General features: G+C 35.7%; 15 protein-coding genes. 8 read left to right on the top strand and 7 right to left on the bottom strand.

Translation table 11 applies throughout. The features are described 5' to 3' along the window. Nucleotides 1-15 precede the first annotated feature (15 nt). Nucleotides 16-606 (top strand): hypothetical protein, encoded by a 591-nt coding sequence (locus tag ALGA_RS12260; RefSeq protein ID WP_096429571.1) that lies wholly within the window; start codon nucleotides 16-18, stop codon nucleotides 604-606. 34 nt (nucleotides 607-640) lie between these two features. After that, entirely contained in the window at nucleotides 641-1,087 is a 447-nt protein-coding gene (gene smpB / locus ALGA_RS12255; RefSeq protein ID WP_096429570.1) for an SsrA-binding protein, read from the top strand. A 291-nt stretch (nucleotides 1,088-1,378) separates the two neighbouring features. Here the strand turns inward: smpB and ALGA_RS12250 are convergent, their stop codons facing one another. Further along, nucleotides 1,379-3,046 (bottom strand): nucleoside kinase, encoded by a 1,668-nt coding sequence (locus tag ALGA_RS12250; RefSeq protein WP_096429569.1) that lies wholly within the window; start codon nucleotides 3,044-3,046, stop codon nucleotides 1,379-1,381. Between the two features lie 330 nt (nucleotides 3,047-3,376). Here ALGA_RS12250 and ALGA_RS12245 point away from each other — a divergent pair, with 330 nt between their 5' ends. Continuing rightward, nucleotides 3,377-4,765: a C1 family peptidase gene (locus ALGA_RS12245; RefSeq protein WP_096429568.1), complete on the top strand. Its 1,389-nt coding sequence runs from the start codon at nucleotides 3,377-3,379 to the stop codon at nucleotides 4,763-4,765. A 95-nt stretch (nucleotides 4,766-4,860) separates the two neighbouring features. Here ALGA_RS12245 and ALGA_RS12240 read toward each other — a convergent pair whose 3' ends face one another. Then, on the bottom strand, nucleotides 4,861-5,316 hold the full coding sequence (locus ALGA_RS12240) for a hypothetical protein (RefSeq protein WP_096429567.1): 456 nt from the start codon (nucleotides 5,314-5,316) through the stop codon (nucleotides 4,861-4,863). Between the two features lie 190 nt (nucleotides 5,317-5,506). On the opposite strand from ALGA_RS12240, the gene ALGA_RS12235 reads away from it, so the two are divergent. Then, on the top strand, nucleotides 5,507-5,986 hold the full coding sequence (locus ALGA_RS12235) for a Dps family protein (protein ID WP_096429566.1): 480 nt from the start codon (nucleotides 5,507-5,509) through the stop codon (nucleotides 5,984-5,986). Nucleotides 5,987-6,031: 45 nt separating this feature from the next. Here the strand turns inward: ALGA_RS12235 and ALGA_RS12230 are convergent, their stop codons facing one another. Both ALGA_RS12230 and ALGA_RS12225 read right to left on the bottom strand, forming a co-directional pair. Beyond that, entirely contained in the window at nucleotides 6,032-6,694 is a 663-nt protein-coding gene (locus ALGA_RS12230; protein WP_096429565.1) for a DEAD/DEAH box helicase, read from the bottom strand. Between the two features lie 60 nt (nucleotides 6,695-6,754). Beyond that, the gene (locus ALGA_RS12225; RefSeq protein ID WP_096429564.1) at nucleotides 6,755-8,611 is read right to left on the bottom strand and encodes a vWA domain-containing protein; all 1,857 of its coding nucleotides are present in this window, start codon (nucleotides 8,609-8,611) and stop codon (nucleotides 6,755-6,757) included. Between the two features lie 145 nt (nucleotides 8,612-8,756). Between ALGA_RS12225 and ALGA_RS12220 the strand changes: the two genes are divergently transcribed. Together ALGA_RS12220 and ALGA_RS12215 are read left to right on the top strand one after the other, a co-directional pair. After that, the gene (locus tag ALGA_RS12220) at nucleotides 8,757-9,347 is read left to right on the top strand and encodes an RNA polymerase sigma factor (RefSeq protein ID WP_096429563.1); all 591 of its coding nucleotides are present in this window, start codon (nucleotides 8,757-8,759) and stop codon (nucleotides 9,345-9,347) included. Continuing rightward, nucleotides 9,337-10,680 (top strand): energy transducer TonB, encoded by a 1,344-nt coding sequence (locus tag ALGA_RS12215; RefSeq protein ID WP_096429562.1) that lies wholly within the window; start codon nucleotides 9,337-9,339, stop codon nucleotides 10,678-10,680. The genes ALGA_RS12220 and ALGA_RS12215 overlap by 11 nt, the downstream gene beginning before the upstream one ends. Before the next feature lie 11 nt (nucleotides 10,681-10,691). Here ALGA_RS12215 and ALGA_RS12210 read toward each other — a convergent pair whose 3' ends face one another. The 3 genes from ALGA_RS12210 to ALGA_RS12200 all read right to left on the bottom strand — a co-directional run bounded on the left by ALGA_RS12210 (nucleotide 10,692) and on the right by ALGA_RS12200 (nucleotide 14,141). Beyond that, on the bottom strand, nucleotides 10,692-11,567 hold the full coding sequence (locus ALGA_RS12210) for a DMT family transporter (protein ID WP_096429561.1): 876 nt from the start codon (nucleotides 11,565-11,567) through the stop codon (nucleotides 10,692-10,694). A gap of 497 nt (nucleotides 11,568-12,064) precedes the next feature. Further along, complete coding sequence (locus ALGA_RS12205; RefSeq protein ID WP_096429560.1) at nucleotides 12,065-13,243, bottom strand: MalY/PatB family protein; 1,179 nt, start codon at nucleotides 13,241-13,243, stop codon at nucleotides 12,065-12,067. A 151-nt stretch (nucleotides 13,244-13,394) separates the two neighbouring features. Then, complete coding sequence (locus ALGA_RS12200; protein ID WP_145957623.1) at nucleotides 13,395-14,141, bottom strand: hypothetical protein; 747 nt, start codon at nucleotides 14,139-14,141, stop codon at nucleotides 13,395-13,397. A 256-nt stretch (nucleotides 14,142-14,397) separates the two neighbouring features. On the opposite strand from ALGA_RS12200, the gene ALGA_RS12195 reads away from it, so the two are divergent. Both ALGA_RS12195 and uvrA read left to right on the top strand, forming a co-directional pair. After that, complete coding sequence (locus ALGA_RS12195; protein WP_096429558.1) at nucleotides 14,398-15,390, top strand: lytic transglycosylase domain-containing protein; 993 nt, start codon at nucleotides 14,398-14,400, stop codon at nucleotides 15,388-15,390. 37 nt (nucleotides 15,391-15,427) lie between these two features. Then, complete coding sequence (gene uvrA, locus ALGA_RS12190) at nucleotides 15,428-18,283, top strand: excinuclease ABC subunit UvrA (protein ID WP_197705768.1); 2,856 nt, start codon at nucleotides 15,428-15,430, stop codon at nucleotides 18,281-18,283. Nucleotides 18,284-18,412 lie beyond the last annotated feature (129 nt).

Raw genomic sequence — 18,412 nt, 5'->3', positions numbered from 1 at the left:
TAAGAAACAGACGCAATGAATTTTCACCCAAAAAATATAAAATATTCTTTATCCAGATGGTTCAATCTACTTATTGATCCAAAAAATGAATGGGATATAATTGTTCAAGAGATAAATACTGTTCGATCTATTTTCATTCGTTTTGCATTTCCTGTAATTACGGTCTGCTCTCTTCTGGCTTTTGCAGGAGGTTTAATTCATACGGGAAGTTTAAGTATTGGTATCTCTCAACTTGCTGTTTCTTTTTTATCCTTATATCTGGCATTCTTTGTTGCAGGGAAAATGATCAAACTTCTTGCTCCAAATTTTCAATTAGAAATTAAATCTGAAACCATTTATCAGCTAATTATTTATAGCGGGTCAATTTTCTGCCTATTTCACAGTTTGGCAAAACTATTTCCCAACTACTCGTTCCTGAATCAAATTTGTTTGGTCTTCGAACTTTATTTTATTCGTGTGTTATGGTTGGGAATATCCCCACTACTCCCCCTATCCGAAAATAAAAAACCAGGCTTCACAATTATGGCCAGTTTACTCATTTTAGTTCTTCCATTAATTTTTGAACGAATGTTTTCTATTATCTTCAAGCTTCCGGTTACAATTTAAATAGTAAATTTGTTGCGTAATTTAAGAATTCACAATGCAGAAAATCAATATTAGAAATAAAAAAGCCAGCTTCGAATACGAAATCATCGAGACCTTCGTAGCAGGAATTCAACTATTTGGAACAGAAATTAAATCCATTCGCGCTGGAAAAGCAAACATTGGAGACTCATTTTGCTACTTTAGTGCAAATGAACTTTACGTGAAAGAAATGCACATTTCCGAATATAAATTCGGCTCTTACTATAATCACGAAGCAAAAAGGGAGCGAAAACTTCTCTTAAACCGAAAAGAGTTGGATAAATTGGATCGAAAAACCAAAGAAAGTGGTTTAACGATTGTTCCTTTGAGAATATTCTTGAACGAAAAAGGCTTTGCAAAAATGGAAATTGCCCTTTGTCGAGGCAAAAAACATTTCGATAAAAGAGAAAGTTTAAAACAAAAAGACCACAAAAGAGAGATAGATCGCATGATGAAGAGTTAGTTAGCTCGACGCCTTATTTTTATTGAAAAAAACCAAAAAAATCCTTTCACAATCCCTTCTTTTTAGCCTATATTTGCACCCCGGTTCTGAAAAATCAGGCATTATTCATTTCCACATTTTCAACAGAATACTAACAGGTTATTAACAGTGTTGATAATTTGTTAATAACTTTGTCGCACCTCTATTTACAGGTACTCCGATTGTTAATAACTAAAAATCCCTGTTCAAATTATTAGGATTATTAACAACTTAAACAGGGATGAATATAAACAAGCAAAAGTTATTAACAACCTAATACTCAAAAGTACTACCACCTAAAAATTCTCTCATTAATGATGTTGGTGGAATATCATCATCACTAATTGGAAGAAAGTAGCTGAAAAACTTCAATAATCTATTTGCTTCGGAATATTCAGCTTGATTTGGCTGAATCTCATTTAGTATAGGTTCGGCATATCTCTTCAAAACACCCAACTCGTAGGGAAGTGCTGAATTAAACATTGCATCAGCCTCCTCCTGATATGGGAAAATATTTTTTTCTTCGCCACGTCTCACACTCGGCCAACGACTAATGGTATCGAAAGCACTATAATTACGATATTTATGATCGCGGACAATTCTTCTGATTAAGCGATTATCGGTGGATGGAATTCGATTATGACCATCAATAGAAATTGATGTAAGTGCGGAAATGTAAATCCGAAATTTAGACTCATCAGCAATAAGTGGAGTCAGTTGTGGATTTAAAGCATGAATGCCTTCCACTACTAATATCTGCTTCCCATTAATTTTTAATTTTTCACCATCGTAATAACGAGAACCTGTTTCAAATGAAAATTTTGGCAATTCTATTTCTTTCCCATTTAGCAAATCCACCAAATTCTGATTAAATAAACGAACATCCAGAGATTCCAATGCCTCAAAGTCATATTCCCCATTCTCATCTCTGGGTGTTAACTCCCGATCAACAAAGTAATTGTCTAAAGACAAATTTACCGGATGCAAACCAGCTACTTTAAGCTGAATTGCCAATCTCTTCCCAAAAGTTGTTTTCCCGGATGACGAAGGTCCGGAAATTAAAATCAGCTTCGTATGCTTTCTTTTCTTTCTAACCTTATCTGCAATTTGAGAAATTTTCTTCTCGTGTAAAGCTTCCGAGATTTTTATAAGTTCCGAAATATTATCATTTTCAACGTAGTAATTTAAATCACCTACATTCGAAATATTTAAAACCTTTCCCCAACGCTTGTACTCGCTGAACACCTTTAACATTTTCTCCTGAGGAATAAACGTCTCGGTTACCGAAGGATCTCTTCTACCCGGTGTCATAAGTAACATTCCCTGAGAAAATGGCAATAAATCGAACACCTTCAATTTACTCGTCGATGGAACCAGGAATCCATAGAAATAATCAACACTATCGCCTAAGTGATAAACAGATGTAAATAAATTTCCACGGGTACGAAACAGACTCGTTTTCTCTTTCAAACCCTGCGCTTCAAATAATTCAATTGCTTTTTCCGTTTCAATTTCTTCGCGAACAAAGGGCAGATCAGCTTCGATAATCTCTAACACTCTCTTCTTTATATTTTCTACATCTTCAGGCGCAAGAATTATATTCTTATCAGTTATTCGACAATACAAACCATTTGATATTGAATGTTCAACACGAAAACTGGCCTTGGGATACAAATCATGAACTGCTTTGTAAAGCATAAAACATAGGGAACGAACGTACATTCTTCGCCCATCAGGATGTGTTCCATCCACAAAAATCACCTTTTTAGGTTTGTATATTTCATAGTTCAACTCTTTCAATTTATTATTAACCATCGCTCCAAGCACTTCACCATTCAGCTGTGGCTTAACATCCGCCAGTATAGTTTGAAGATCAGTGCCAGTAGGATAAGATCTTTTCTCTTTTATATTATCAACATAAATATCAATCAATTTTGCCATAGAATTTTATATTTACAATGTGTTCGGTTATGATTAAACTACTTTTAAAGGTAACAATAAGGAGAGCATATTTGAAAGCTAACGGGTTAATTTTTGTTAAGCGTCTTTCATAAACCATTCTGATTGGATTACAAACAAAGAGATTGTCCAAAAATATGTTTCTAAATCGAATTAAAATGAGTTTGAATCATCTACGGATCAAAAAAACAGAAAAGAAGACAAGGTAATTTTGGACACCCTCTATTTCTAATGAAATTAGCCATTTATTAAGATGAGTTTTTTTAAGTTTGTGTAAATTATTTTAGAACAACAACAACTTAAACACAACAGATGAAAAAATTTATACTGATTCCTGTTTTGGCTTTGGCATGTAGTGTAATGTCGATAGCACAAAAAAAAGGAACCGTAGATGCTAAAATGTTGAACGAGATTCGTGCAAGTTTCAAATTAGATGCTTCAAGTAAAGCAATTCAAAATGCAATTACCAATTCGGAAAGCATTAGAGAGCTGTCTTTGAATCATGAAAAACTTGGAAAAACAGATCATTTCTTTAAATATAGAGTGGATGTAAAGGGAATAACCAATCAGGAAAGCTCAGGTAGATGTTGGATGTTTACTTCTATGAATACGATTCGTCCTGAAGTAATGAAGAAATTTAATATAAAATCATTCGATTTTTCTCACAATTACAACTATTTCTGGGATCTATTTGAAAAGTCGAACCTATTCTTCGAGAATATAATCGCAACGGCCGATCGTAAGATGGATGATAGAGAAGTGGTTCTTTATTTTAAAGGCCCGGTAGATGATGGTGGTGTTTGGAATTCCTTTTTTAATATAGCTAAGAAGTATGGGGTTGTTCCCGCAGAAGTAATGCCGGAAACAAAGGTGAGCAATAAAACACGCGAAATTACGAGTCTGATTAATGAAAAACTAAGAGGTGAAGCTTATAAGCTCCGTAATATGATTGCTGAGAAAGCATCTACTAAAGATGTTGAATTGGCAAAAATGACGGCCCTTAAAGCAGTGTACCGTATGTTAGCTTTAAGTTTGGGTGAGCCTCCGGTAAATTTCACCTGGAGATTTAAGGATGTTGATGGAAAAATCAGCGAAAGCAAAATGTATACACCTAAAGAATTTTTAGCTGAAATTAATCCTGATTTTGCTAAAACAGAATTGGTGATGATTATGAATGATCCGACTCGTGACTATTATAAGGTATACGAAATTAAGAATTACAGAAATGTTGCTGAAGGAATCAATTGGACGTATTTGAATCTTCCTAATAAGGAAATTAAGAAATTTGCAATGGCTTCCATCAAGAACAATGAAGCCATGTATGCCTCTTGCGATGTAGGGAAACAGCACAATCGAAAAGCTGGTGTGATGGATATCAATACTTACGACTACGCTTCTATAATGGGTGTTGAGTTCGATATGGATAAAAAAGCGAGAGTGCTAACCCGTGAGTCCGGTTCTTCTCATGCAATGGCATTAATTGGAGTCGATGTTGATAAAAATGACAAACCCGTAAAATGGGAATTTGAAAACTCGTGGGGAACTACTGCAGGAAATAATGGATATTTAACTTTTACTGATGAATGGTTTTCTGAATACATGTTTCGTGTTGTAATCAACAAAACCTATTTGGATGAAAAAGCTAAGAAAGCATTAAAAACAGATCCGATATTATTACCGATTTGGGATTATATGTTCTAAACTCACCAAAAATATAATAAAGAAAAAAGAACCTCAGTTTAGAGGTTCTTTTTTGGTTTGTGACTTGCTGTAAAAGCAAGGAGGTATTTATAGGGTTATTGAACTACATTTAGATTTAATAGTTGACCTATTTTTTGAGCTTCCAACTTTGCCTCAAGCAAGTCTTTGCATCTTTTAAAAGGGATTTTTCTATTTTGGTTTTTCAAAAACAGGACTACAAAACAGTCATTCTTCTTCAAATTCGTTCCTTTTTGTACCGGGATATAGGAGTCTCGTACAATAATAGATGAAATGCCGGCAACACGATCAATATTTTTTAAGCTTCTCCAGGATCCTGATTTAAATATGCCAAAGTAGGCGTAGTAGAATTTGTATTTTTTATCTTCTTGATCAAGGTAAATTCCAGAGTGGGAAAATGCCATAAACGATCCAATTAAAACCAATAATATACTAAGAGGGAGAATGGCGGAATAAATTCCCACAAGCATGAGTATCCAACCAAGTATCGATCCGGCTTGCCCAAACAGCTTATCGAGTTTGTTGTGAATCATCTTTTTAGTTATTTAGTTTACGACTGATTACTAGATAACCGTAATTGATACCGACTTACCCTACTTCTATTTTAATTATTCAATTTCAACTAATAAGTTTTTCTTATTGGCACATAACTTTTAATAATCTGAATGATGTGATATTTGTATCAGAGAATTAGAAATAATAGTAAACTAAAAATAAGAAAACATGAAAAATGCTAAAAGTGATAACGCTGTATTGGAATTAAATGCAAAAGAAAAAGAAGTAGAGCAATTACAAATTTTATTGGCAAATTATCAGGTGTATTATCAAAATCTCAGAAATTTTCATTGGAATGTTGGAGGGAAAGAGTTTTTTGAATTGCACGCCAAATTTGAGGAATTATATGTTGACGCCAGCGATAAAGTAGATGAAGTTGCTGAGCGAATCTTAACACTGGAAGGTCATCCTCTTGGTAATTTTTCGGATTACGTTGCCATTTCAACAATACAGGAAGCGAATTCAAATTGTGCAGGCACTGATATGGTGCAACAAATTATTCAGTCGCACAATGTTTTAATTGAAAAGGTAAAAGAGGTAATTGTAGAGGCAAATGAAAATGGGGACGAAGGAACTTTAGATATATTGCCAGCTTACGTATCTTATTTTGAGAAGCTAAACTGGATGTTTAGAGCTTATTTACGCTAAACTAAAAATGCCTCCAATGTTGCAACATTGGAGGCATTTATTTATTTACTCAAAGTCTAAAACAATAGGTGAGTACATGTAATTGTCCATGTAATCGTCCATTTTATTAGTGATTTTTGTAGTAAATACAATTCGTTGGCATCTTGGAAGGTTATCCGAGAGACGATTAATATCCGAAACAATTTGCTCTTTAATTATCATTTCAGCATCATCAATGGCAACAATTTTTAAATTGCGTAAATTAATTCCACTAAACGAGTATAGTTCGTTGAATTTTCTTGCTGTAGCGATAACAATATCCGATCCGGCATAGACCTTATCGCGGAGGTTGTGTAAATTTCCGGCATCACCCTCACTAAATATTCGAAGACTTGTATCTTCGCTTAATTCAAGAAACTGTTCTTTTAGCTGAATCGCCTTTTCTCTTGTAGAAACAACGACAATAGCTCTTGGAACATCTTCGAACTCTTCTTTAAGTTGCTGAATAAGACCAATAATAATCGTATAAGTCTTTCCTGATTCAGCAGGAGCCTTTACAAACAAATCAACACCGCTTTTTATTTTTGAAATGCAGCTCTTTTGAACTTCTGTTGGGGTTTCAAAACCGTGTTCTTCAATAGCTTCTAAAAGCTTTGGATCTAATTTTTTTAAAAACATTGGGGTATTGTATATTTGTATTCCGTGCAAAATTACTAAATATCCCATCATTAGAAACTAATTGTTGATATTTGAAAGAAAGAGACACCTTTCGGTGCCTCTTTTACTGTGCTATAATTGATTGGCAAGTTTCATTAGTTGAATGAATTCACTTCGATATCCTTCTTTATCTTCGCCCTTGGATTGTTGAGCCAGATTAATCAGCATTTCGTAAGAGCAGTTTCCTTTAAATTTTGAGTCTCTTAAAAGAAGTCCAAAGCCAGCAACAGAAGCTGAGAATTTAAAATTATTAGATAGTTCCCGTTTGTCAATTCGAGTATTGGTAATTATTTTTTCCAGCAACAGACTCTTTTGTCCATCTGGTTTTTTGTATCGGAATTTTACGGTGGCAAGTTCGTTTCCAGAATATGCAGTCGCATTTAAACTTGTATTCTGATATTTAAGTTCCTGATCTTGTTTTTTCTTGTTCTTCATCAGCTTTATCTCGTAAAGAGCCGTTACGCTATGACCCGACCCCAACTCCCCGGCATCTTTTGTGTCATCTTCAAAATCCTCACTAGCCAACATTCTGTTTTCGTATCCTACCAATCGGTATTCTGCAACCACAGCAGGATTGAATTCAATTTGTATTTTCACATCTTTAGCAATGGTAAATAAAGTACCGCCAAATTCATTCACCAATACTTTTTTTGCTTCCAAAATATTGTCAATGTAAGCATAGTTTCCATTTCCTTTGTCGGCAATAATTTCCATTTTATCATCTTTGTAATTGCCCATTCCGAAACCTAAAACCGAAATAAAAATCCCCTTTTCACGTTCCTTTTCAATCAATCGTTCCATTTCGGCATTACTCGATTGTCCAATATTAAAATCACCATCAGTGGCTAAAATGATTCGATTGTTTCCGCCATCAATAAAATTTTCACTTGCCACTTTGTAGGCTTGCTTTAGTCCTGATGCTCCGGCGGTAGAACCACCAGCATTTAAGCGGTTGAGTGCATTTAGAATATCTTCTTTTCGATTACCGGATGTAGAAGGAAGTACCAAACCTGAATTTCCGGCATATACAACAATTGCAACTCTATCATCTTCCCTTAGCTGACCGACCAAAAGCTTAAATGCTTTCTTTAGCAATGGCAATTTGTTTGGAGAATCCATCGATCCGGAAACATCGAGAAGAAATACCAAATTGGATGCAGGCAGATTTTCGGTTTCAATCTTTTTGCCTTGCAAACCAATGTGAAGCAATAAATTCTCTGAGTTCCAAGGACATTCGGCTACTTCGTTTGTGATTGAAAAAGGATGCTCGTCATTGGGTTGCAAATAGTCGTAATTGAAATAATTTACCATTTCTTCAATTCGAACGGCATCAATTGGAGGTTTTGTTCCTTCTTCTAAAAATCGACGCACGTTGCTATACGAAGCAGCATCTACATCAATCGAGAAAGTAGAAAGAGGACTTTTAACGGCACTTTTATAGCCGTTTTCACGGATTGTGGAATATCCTTCAGTATTGAAATCTTCTTCGGAATCATAATCCATAATTTCAAGTGATTCGCATTCTTCCATTATAGCAATTCCAGATACTCTGCCTTGAAGTGGTGAATACATTCGATTAATTTTTTGTTCTTTTTTTTGTTTCGTACTATATCCTTGCACAATCACTTCATCCAAACCAATTTTTTCTGCTTTCAGAATTACATTAATGATATTTTGTTGCTTCACTTTAATTTCCTGAGCAATCATCCCAATAAATCCAAAAATCAAAATGTCATTTTCATTGGCTTCAATCGTGTACTTTCCCTCAATATTAGTAACCGAACCATAACTTGATCCTTTAATTATTATACTAACACCTGGCATTGGTGAATTTGACTCATCGCTTACTGTTCCACTTATGCTTTTTGCAGATAGATTCCCTATCAGGAATAGACTAATAAGTGTTATTAGAATTGCTTTTGTTCTCATGGCTATCTTTTTTAATGAATATTTATTTTCCGTTATTAACCTTTAGGATGCAAGAGGAAAACAAATTCCATAAAAAGTTTTCATCTTTTTTTCTTTTTTGTTAACTCGCGGTAGTGAATGCATTGTTTATCAAGTGAATGTTTTAATGTTTCGACTCAAAAAAAATCTGGAAAGTAAAAAAGATCAGCAGTTGCTTCAAGAGTATATGGAGCAAGGTGATCTGGATGTGCTTGGAGAACTTTTTGGGAGGTATATGCACCTGGTATTTGGTGTAGCGCTAAAATATTTCGGCAATCGGGAATTGGCAAAAGATGCCGTGAGTCAGATTTTTGAACGTCTTATTACTGAAATCCCTAAATTTGAGATACAGAATTTCAAGTCTTGGTTGTTTGTAGTGACAAAGAATTTCTGTTTGATGGAAATCCGAAAGGAAAAAGCACATAGAAACAGATTTGAAAAATTTTCTACCAATCAAAATATGGAATCTTCCGAATTATTGCATCCTATAGATGAAGCGCCGGATAGTTCGTTGGAAGATAATCTGAAACATTGCATTGAACGTTTAAAATTGGAACAAAAGCAATGTGTAGTCCTGTTTTATTATCAGGAAAAGGGATACAAGGAAATTGCAGAAGAATTGGAGCTTGTTGAAAAAAAGGTGAAAAGCTATATTCAGAATGGAAAGCGAAACCTGAAAATTTGTTTGGAACAATTGGAATCGAAGCATGAAGTTTAAAAGTGGGTTAACATATCGAAATTTTGTTGACTACTTCAGTAATAAACTGAAGAAGAAAGAGAAACATGCGTTCGAGAAAAAGATGATGCAAGATGATTTTGAGAGTGAGGCTTTTGATGGTTTATCGAAAATAAACAGTCAGGAGTTTGAGCAGGATTTTGCAGAATTGAAGAATCAAATACACGCAAGAACGCAGGAAAAAAAGAGAAGAATTCCAATTTGGTTCCCTTATGCCGCCAGTATTGCCATTTTGATCGGTTTAGGTTCTGTTCTGATGTATTTAAATCAATACTCGGTTCAGGATGAATTGATTGGTGGTCAGATGGAAAATGAAGTGAAAAGGATTGAAGTTCCTCTTGTTAAACCGCAAATACCTGCAAAGGAATCTGAATTGTTAGGTATTATTGATACGCTTGAGGAGGATTCGGAACTTGAGATTTCAGATAGCGACGATTATGCGATACAAGAATTTGAGGTAGCTGAGGAAGAAGAAGTGGTTGAGGAGCCTGAGATTTTTTCTAAATCGGAGATTCCTTCTAAAGCACCTGCGGTGAATAAAGAAATGTCGGTAAGTAGAGTTACAAAAAGCTCTAATATTGATTCAGAAAGTACTCTTGATGTTGAAAAAGCCTTATCGGGGAAAGTCGCTGGACTTGCAGTCTCTAAACAAAAAAAACAGGAAGAACCGCTTGCGTTTTTCACAGATAGTGCAAAGAAAGATATCAATAGGATAATAAGTGGCGTAGTTTTGGATGAGGATAAAGTGCCAATTCCAGGAGTGCAGATTTTTAGTAAAGAGACAGGAGAAGGTGTTGTCACAGATATGGATGGTCAATTTCAGATCAGAGCAAAGCAAGCTGGCGAGAAATATCAGCTTACAGCTTCATTTATTGGTTACGAGCAAAAAGAAGTAAATGCGCAGGCCGATTCCACATTACTCGTGATATTGGAACCAGATAATACTCCTCTGAATGAGGTTGTTGTGTCAGCTTACGATTCTAGTAGTAATCAATCGGAAAATACTATCAATTCCTGGGAGAAGGCAAGACCGGTGGATTCAGAATCGATATCGAACTTTAAAAAGGCCTTGATTGATAAGCTGAATTACTCCAAATTTGAACATTTACATGGAGCTTATAAACTGAAATTGTCATTTACAGTCAACGCTTCGGGCACTATTAATGAGATTGTTTTTAAAGATAATCCCGATTCCGTTTTAGTTGCTGAAATAGAAAATCTACTGCGTAAAGGAGAAGATTGGGAACCCGCTAAATCGAAAGGAGTTCCTGTTTCTTCAAAAGTAAGAATTGTACTTAAAATCAACTTTGAGTAGGAAACTCTGCCTTATCTTTTTTTATTTGTAAGATAAACGCCCAACAGTATAATTGCCATACAAGTCAAATGCAGAACGGTAATGTTCTCTCCATCAAGCACGCCCCATAAAATTGCAAAAACAGGAATAATGTAAGTTACCGATGAGGCATAAATAGCAGAACTATATCTAATTAAGCTATTCATTAGCAGCATAGCCAAGGCGGTGCCAATAATTCCTAAAGCCGCTAATGCGAGGAAATGAATTGGCCAGTTTGGCGATTGAAGTACGGGCTCAAAATCTGTAGTTGCTAAATAAATCAGCGCAGCCGGGCCCGTAAAAAAGAAAGACAGTGAGGTAATCTGAATACCTGTTAAATGAGATAATTTCGATTTAATTTCGTTGATGTTGATTCCGTAAAAGACTGTTGCGAGAACAATTAGCAAGGCATAGCTGTTCACATTTCCCAGAGCCAAATCCTTACCTGAAGTAATCAAACCCAAAGCACCAATTAGTCCAATAACCAAACCAGTTACTTGCAGCCATTTGAATTTTGTTTTATGGAGTAGTATTCCAATAGCCAAAGTAAATATTGGGGTTAGTGAATTCAACATGCCAGCCAATGCACTGTCAATTTGAGTTTGTGCTTTGGTAAACAGAAAAGCTGGGATAAAACTGCCAATAAATCCTGCAATCAAAAGGCTTTTCAGATCCTTTTTTTTCAAAAACTTTAAATTTTTGATAGAATAAGGCAAAAGCACCAGCGAGGCCAAAAGTATTCGAATTCCTGCTGCCTGTTCGCTGCTAAAACTTTTCAATCCAATTTTCATGAGAATAAAAGAAGATCCCCAAATAAAGGCTAGTAGTAGTAAAATCAAGAATTGAAACCAAGGTTTATTCCAGTGCATAAAAGGTGTGTGTTAGGTTTGCAAAAGTACTAGAATTTAATCAGCTAACAAGAAGTTGATGGATGCGCGAACTTAATTTAATGGATTTTTTGAAAAAGGCCGTTGATGAGGGATGTAAGTTGGAAGTGTTTGTCTAAAAGATTGGTGAAAGAATAAGTAGACTCGCTGAACCCCTCACAATAGTGACCTTTTTTTGCAGTAGATGGAAAATTGAGGGAATAGGACATTTATATCAACCAATAGATGACTTTTCTCCCCAATAGATTTATCAATTTATCCAATAGGAGTCATTTTTCAACAATGGGGATTGTCTTATCCTCAATAAAAATAAAACCCCGACAGTATCCTATCGGGGTTTTGTGTGTAAAAAAACAGATTGAAGTTTTGTGCAGAAACCAACAATTAATCGTCGTTTAATTTCGTAAGATACATTAGGACTAATCTAGTTCTCAACCCCCGACTCCACATTTAGGTGAAAAGTAAGCCTTAAATGAGTATTATTTTTTTAATTGATCTACTGTAAATTTTATTTTATTCAGAGCTTCCTCTAGGATAGATCGTGGACAGCCAATATTTATCCGCAGATATCCTTCTCCTTCAGGGCCAAACTTTGTACCATTGTTGACAGCCAAACCTGCTTTGTTAATCAATAAATCATGGAAGTCTGCAGTTGAAACGCCAAGTGAGCGGTAATCGAGCCAAAGCAAATAGGTTGCTTCTGGTTCAATCAATTTAATATCCGGAATGTGTTCCTGTAAGTAATCCCGCACAAGATTAACATTCCCTTCCAGATATTCCATCAACTGATCTAACCATTCGGCTCCTTCCTCGTAACCAGCCTGCATGGCAACGTGTCCAAATAAATTTCCCAAATCCAAATGCAGAGCAGAGACCATTCGCTTGTATTTTTTTCGAAACTCAGGATTCGCAATTATAATTATCGAACTTGATAAACCGGCAACGTTAAATGTTTTCGAAGGAGCAATACAGGTAATTGTTCTTTGATTTAAATCATTGGACAAGCAAGCAAGCGGAAGATGTTTGTGTCCCTTAAAAATCAAATCCTGATGAATCTCATCCGAAATAATAAAAAAATCGTAAGTCTTGGCAAGATCTCCAAGTTTAAGCAACTCCTGTTCATTCCATACCCTACCAACCGGATTGTGCGGATTGCAAATAATTAATGCTTTTAAGCCGTTTTTAGCGAGTTCCTCCAATTGTATAAAATCCATTTCGTAGCCCGTTTCGGTTCTGATTAAAGGATTGTATACCAACTCGCGCTTGGTGTCATTTACAACATGAAAGAAAGGATGGTAAACCGGCGGTTGAACAGCAATTTTATCACCTTCATTGGTTAAACTCATCAGTAAAAGGGACAAACCTGTAACAACTCCTGGGCTTGTTGAAATCCATTTTTTACGAACAGACCAATTGTGTCTTGTTTGAAGCCAGGTTTGAATGCTTTTTATACAATCATCACTTCGAAAAGAATAACCGTAAATTTCATGATTTGCCCTTTTTATGATTGCTTCGGAAATGCAGGGGGGCACTTTAAAATCCATGTCGGCAACCCAAAGTGGAAGAAGATCTTGTTTTCCAAAGAATGCCTCAAGTTTATCGTACTTTAAGCAGTCCGTATTGTTTCTATCAATAATTTCATCAAAATTGTAACGCATATTTTCTTTTTTTAAGAGGAGTGAATTTAGAAAAAAGGCTCAACTAAAAAAAGAATTTCAGTAGTAAGGAGGAAAAATTTTGAAGATAAAGGAATAGCTCCTTGTATTGTTTTATTTTGGATAAATGTAAAAGTGTGGTTGGACTGATTTTTTACGGTAAATTATTGCCTGATTCTGCGATTAACTCAACAATACCTGATCCATACACACCAATTTCCCAATAATGCCTCTTAATGCATCCAGCAGGACAATCGCCCCATCCGTAACTGTATATTAGGTGAATGTAATCGGAGGTGTTATCAATAATTTCTATTTGAGATCCATCACCAATACAGGAGCTTGATGTAGCATCAAGAACAAATGGAAGTTTTTTTAATTCAGAAGCCAATGCCATGTAATTAATGCCAATTTTTGATTTGTATTTGTATTGGTTGTTCCCAATGGAATCTAAATCGATGCCGTATTGATAGATGTAATTATCTATTAATCCGTGGGTCGAAAAACCATTATGATACCATGAATTGATGTAAGTGTTCGTAGTGTCGGACTTCAAAATACCTTCGTGTAATTGAATTGGACAAAGAGTATGTATTTGATATTCTCGGATTTCCTGACTGGCTTGGAGTAATGAATCTAAAAAAACCATTTGAAGAGCCGCGACAATCGGCCCAACATCTGATTCATCTATTGCAATATCTTTTAGTTCTTTGCTTTCATCATTCAAATACAAATTCAGACAAAGAAGTTTGGAATCATCCAGGAGAATTTGAAAGGTTGAATCGGAAACTCTGGAATCTTGTATTATGTCTGTAGGAAAATGGATAATTATTTCACCATCACATGCTGTAAAGAATACGCTAACCAAAAGGGACGAGAGAAGAAAAAAGAAGGTTCTCATTCTGTTAGATTTTGGAAAAAGATTAGTAATCACCTTAAGCATTGTGATGCAATAGCTTATCTAGTACATAACGGATTTAAAAGTAATTTGTTGCATTTTTTTCGCAATAAAAAATATAAATAAGGCATTTTAATTATTTAGAATCATTCTTGACGAATTACAGTTTTTTAATGGTGTAAATAAGATTTTTTATAGAACTTTTTTGATTAAATACAGTAGAATCTTATACTTTTGGGAACCAATTAAAAAATCAAACATGAACTTATATACTTCACTAAAAAATAGTAGCATTATTCTGATTATTCTGGGGGGATTTTATTTGGCCGCCCAATTGTTTAACTATTCAAAAATAGATGACCCAACAACCGAGCATATTGGAAGTGAATACATGAGTAAATACAATGTGTATGCATTGAAAACACCTGGGAATATCATGTTTGCTGGTGAGCAAGTGCCATTGGAAAGGTGGGATGTGAAAGAATCTTTTGATCGGGAATTGCTTGTGAATACATATTGGCAGTCTCAAACACTACTTTTCATTAAGCGGGCGAATCGTTACTTCCCTATCATCGAGCCTATTTTGAAAGAGCAGGGAGTACCTGATGATTTTAAATATTTGGCATTGATCGAAAGTGGATTGGTGCCTACGATAAAATCACCGGCAGGTGCTGTAGGAATCTGGCAATTCATGCAAGGAACGGCTAAAGATTATGGTCTGGAAGTCGAAACTGAGGTTGATGAAAGATATAATATTGAAAAATCGACAATAGCTGCTTGTAAGTATCTGAAGCAATCATATGAAAAATATGGAAGCTGGACTTTAGTGGCCGCCTCTTATAATGCAGGAAGAAGATTTGTAAGTGAGCAATTAAAAAAGCAGGATGCAGGAAGTTATTTCGACTTACTTTTAGGAGATGAAACAGGGCGGTATGTATTTCGAATTATGGCAATAAAAAGAATAATGGAAAATCCAGCTGATTTTGGGTTTCTGTTTAGGGACTCTGATTTGTATCCAAATATTCCAACCTACAAGGTGAAAATCACTACGAATGTTGAAGATTTTGCTGTCTTTGCAAAGGAAAACGGTGTTAATTATAAACTACTAAAGCATTTTAATCCTTGGTTGCGAAAAGCTTACCTAACAAATAAATATAAAAAAGAGTACGAAATTACTCTTCCTGCCAAAGGATATATTAATTTTGCATTTTCTGAATATAAAAATCCAATAGATTCGGTTTCTGTAAAGTAACGAATTAGAGGATGTAAAAGGAGATTGTAAATTGAGTATCAAGAGTAAAAAAAGCAAAAATTCGGAAGGACAATTGGAAACTGAAAATGTTGAAGTTTTTGGTGCACGTGTTCATAACCTCAAAAATATAGATGTAAGCATTCCCAGGAATAAACTTTCAGTTATTACTGGGTTAAGTGGAAGTGGAAAATCCTCTTTGGCTTTCGATACGATTTATGCCGAAGGACAAAGGAGATACGTAGAAACTTTTTCTGCTTACGCCAGACAGTTTCTGGGGGGAATGGAGCGTCCGGATGTGGATAAAATTACTGGCTTGAGTCCGGTGATTTCTATTGAGCAAAAAACCACCAATAAGAATCCTCGTTCCACGGTTGGAACAATTACCGAATTATATGATTTTCTTCGACTACTGTATGCCAGAGCAGGTATTGCTTATTCATACGAGACGGGCGAGAAAATGGTGAAGTATACCGATGAGCAAATTATCGATTTAATTCACGAAAAATTCAAGGAGAAGAGAATCTTGATTCTGGCTCCAATTGTAAAAGGTCGCAAAGGACATTATAAGGAATTATTTGAGCAGATTCGTAGCAAAGGTTTTTTGTATGCACGTATTGATGGTGAAATTGTTGAGCTTTTTCACGGTTACAAAGTCGATCGTTACAAAAATCATAACATTGAAGTTCTGATTGATAAATTGGTGGTTGAGGAAGTTGGCGATAAGCGCTTAAAAGAATCTGTACAAACTGCCATGAAGCATGGAAAAGGAATTACCATGATTCTGGATAAGGATACCGATGATGTTCGGTTTTATAGTCGCTTGTTGATGTGCCCGACCACTGGAATTTCATACAATACACCGGCACCACATAGTTTTTCTTTCAATTCTCCGCATGGAGCTTGTCCAAAATGTAAAGGTTTAGGGCGGGTAAATGCCATTGACATGGATAAGATTATTCCCGATACCAATTTGAGTATTCGGGAAGGTGGAATTGTGCCTTTAGGGAAATACAAAAACTCATTGATTTTTTGGCAGTTGGAAGCAATTGGCCGGAAGTATCATTTTGTGATGGATACGCCTATTAAAGATATTCCCGATGAGGCTCTTAGTATTATTTTGGATGGTTCCAGTGAAACGTTCAAATTGGATAATACGCCGCTGGGAGCATCTTCCAATTATTTCCTTAGTTTCGACGGAGTTATTAAATACATTTCCAATCAGGAAAGCAATGTAACCTCCAAAAAGGCGAAGAAATGGGCTGAGCAATTTATTATTACAAAAGTTTGTGATACTTGTAATGGGGATCGACTAAAAAGAGAATCTCTTCATTTTAAAATCCACGATAAAAACATCTCGGATGCAGCCAGTATGGATTTAGGCTTATTAAGTGAATGGTTTCAGGATTTGGAACAGCACTTAAGTAAGAGACAACAAATAATTGGTTCTGAGATACTAAAGGAAATCCGATCCCGCTTAGGTTTTTTAATGGATGTTGGTTTGGAGTACTTATCTCTTAACCGAAGTTCGGTTACCCTGTCGGGTGGAGAGTCACAGCGTATTCGTCTTGCAACTCAAATTGGTTCTCAACTGGTTAATGTACTGTATATTCTCGACGAACCAAGTATAGGCTTGCACCAAAGAGACAATCAACGATTAATATATTCTCTGCAGCAACTTCGCGATTCAGGTAATTCTGTAATTGTAGTTGAGCATGATAAAGATATGATTCTGTCAGCCGATTATGTGGTTGATATGGGCCCTTTTGCCGGGAAGCATGGCGGAGAAGTAGTTGCTGCGGGAAAACCTGAAGACATCCTGAAAAGTAATAGCTTAACGGCTCTCTACTTAAATGGAGTGAAGAAAATTGAGATTCCTCAGAGTAGAAGAAAAGGTAATGGGAAAACCATAAGTTTGAACGGTTGTACAGGTAATAACCTTAAAAATGCAAGTATTACTTTGCCTTTGGGCAAGTTTATTTGTGTTACCGGTGTTTCCGGTAGTGGCAAGTCAAGCTTGATTAATGGAACATTGCAACCCATTCTATCTCAGTATTTTTATCGATCAGTTGCCGATCCATTGCCGTACGAAAAAATTAGCGGAATTAAGAATGTCGACAAAGTAGTAGAAGTGAATCAATCGCCATTAGGTCGTACACCAAGATCTAATCCTGCTACCTATACCAATTTGTTTGGTGATGTAAGAAAATTATACGAGAAATTGCCTGAATCACAAATTCGCGGATACAAAGCAGGTCGATTTTCATTTAATGTGAAAGGTGGTCGATGCGAAACCTGTAAGGGAGCCGGAGTTCGTTCCATCGAAATGAATTTTCTTCCTGATGTTTACGTGCATTGCGATGCGTGCAACGGAAAGCGATACAACAGGGAAACATTAGAGGTTCGTTACAAAGGAAAATCTATTGGTGATGTGTTGGATATGACCATCAATCAGGCAGTAGAATTTTTTGAACACATTCCTTCTATTTTAATTAAGCTGAAAGTTTTGCAGGATGTTGGATTGGGATACGTTACTTTAGGCCAGCCATCAACAACACTTTCCGGAGGTGAGTCGCAAAGAGTGAAATTGGCGACAGAACTGGCAAAAAGAGATACCGGACAAACCATGTATATTTTGGATGAACCAACTACAGGTTTGCATTTCGAAGATGTGAGAGTTTTGCTTGAGGTGTTAAACCGTTTGGTGAATAAAGGAAATACAGTAATCGTAATAGAGCACAATATAGATGTGATTAAGGTTGCCGATCATGTAATTGATATTGGAATTGAAGGTGGCCGAAATGGCGGTGAAATTCTATTTGAAGGAACACCGGAAGATTTAGTGAAATGTGAAAAATCATTTACAGCCCAATTTTTAAAAGAGGAGATGAAATAATATACACATAAAATTGTAATGAAGAGGGTGTCCAAAATTAGGTCATCCTCTTTTTTGTTTTTTGATGTCTCGTTCTGAAATAGCCTTACACAAAAAATAATATTCTGGTAAAAAATAAGGGCACCCATT

The organism is Labilibaculum antarcticum, assembly GCF_002356295.1.
Classification (GTDB): domain Bacteria; phylum Bacteroidota; class Bacteroidia; order Bacteroidales; family Marinifilaceae; genus Labilibaculum; species Labilibaculum antarcticum.
Note: the sequence above shows the minus strand (reverse complement) of the source record. Positions and strands in the feature narration are given on the sequence as shown.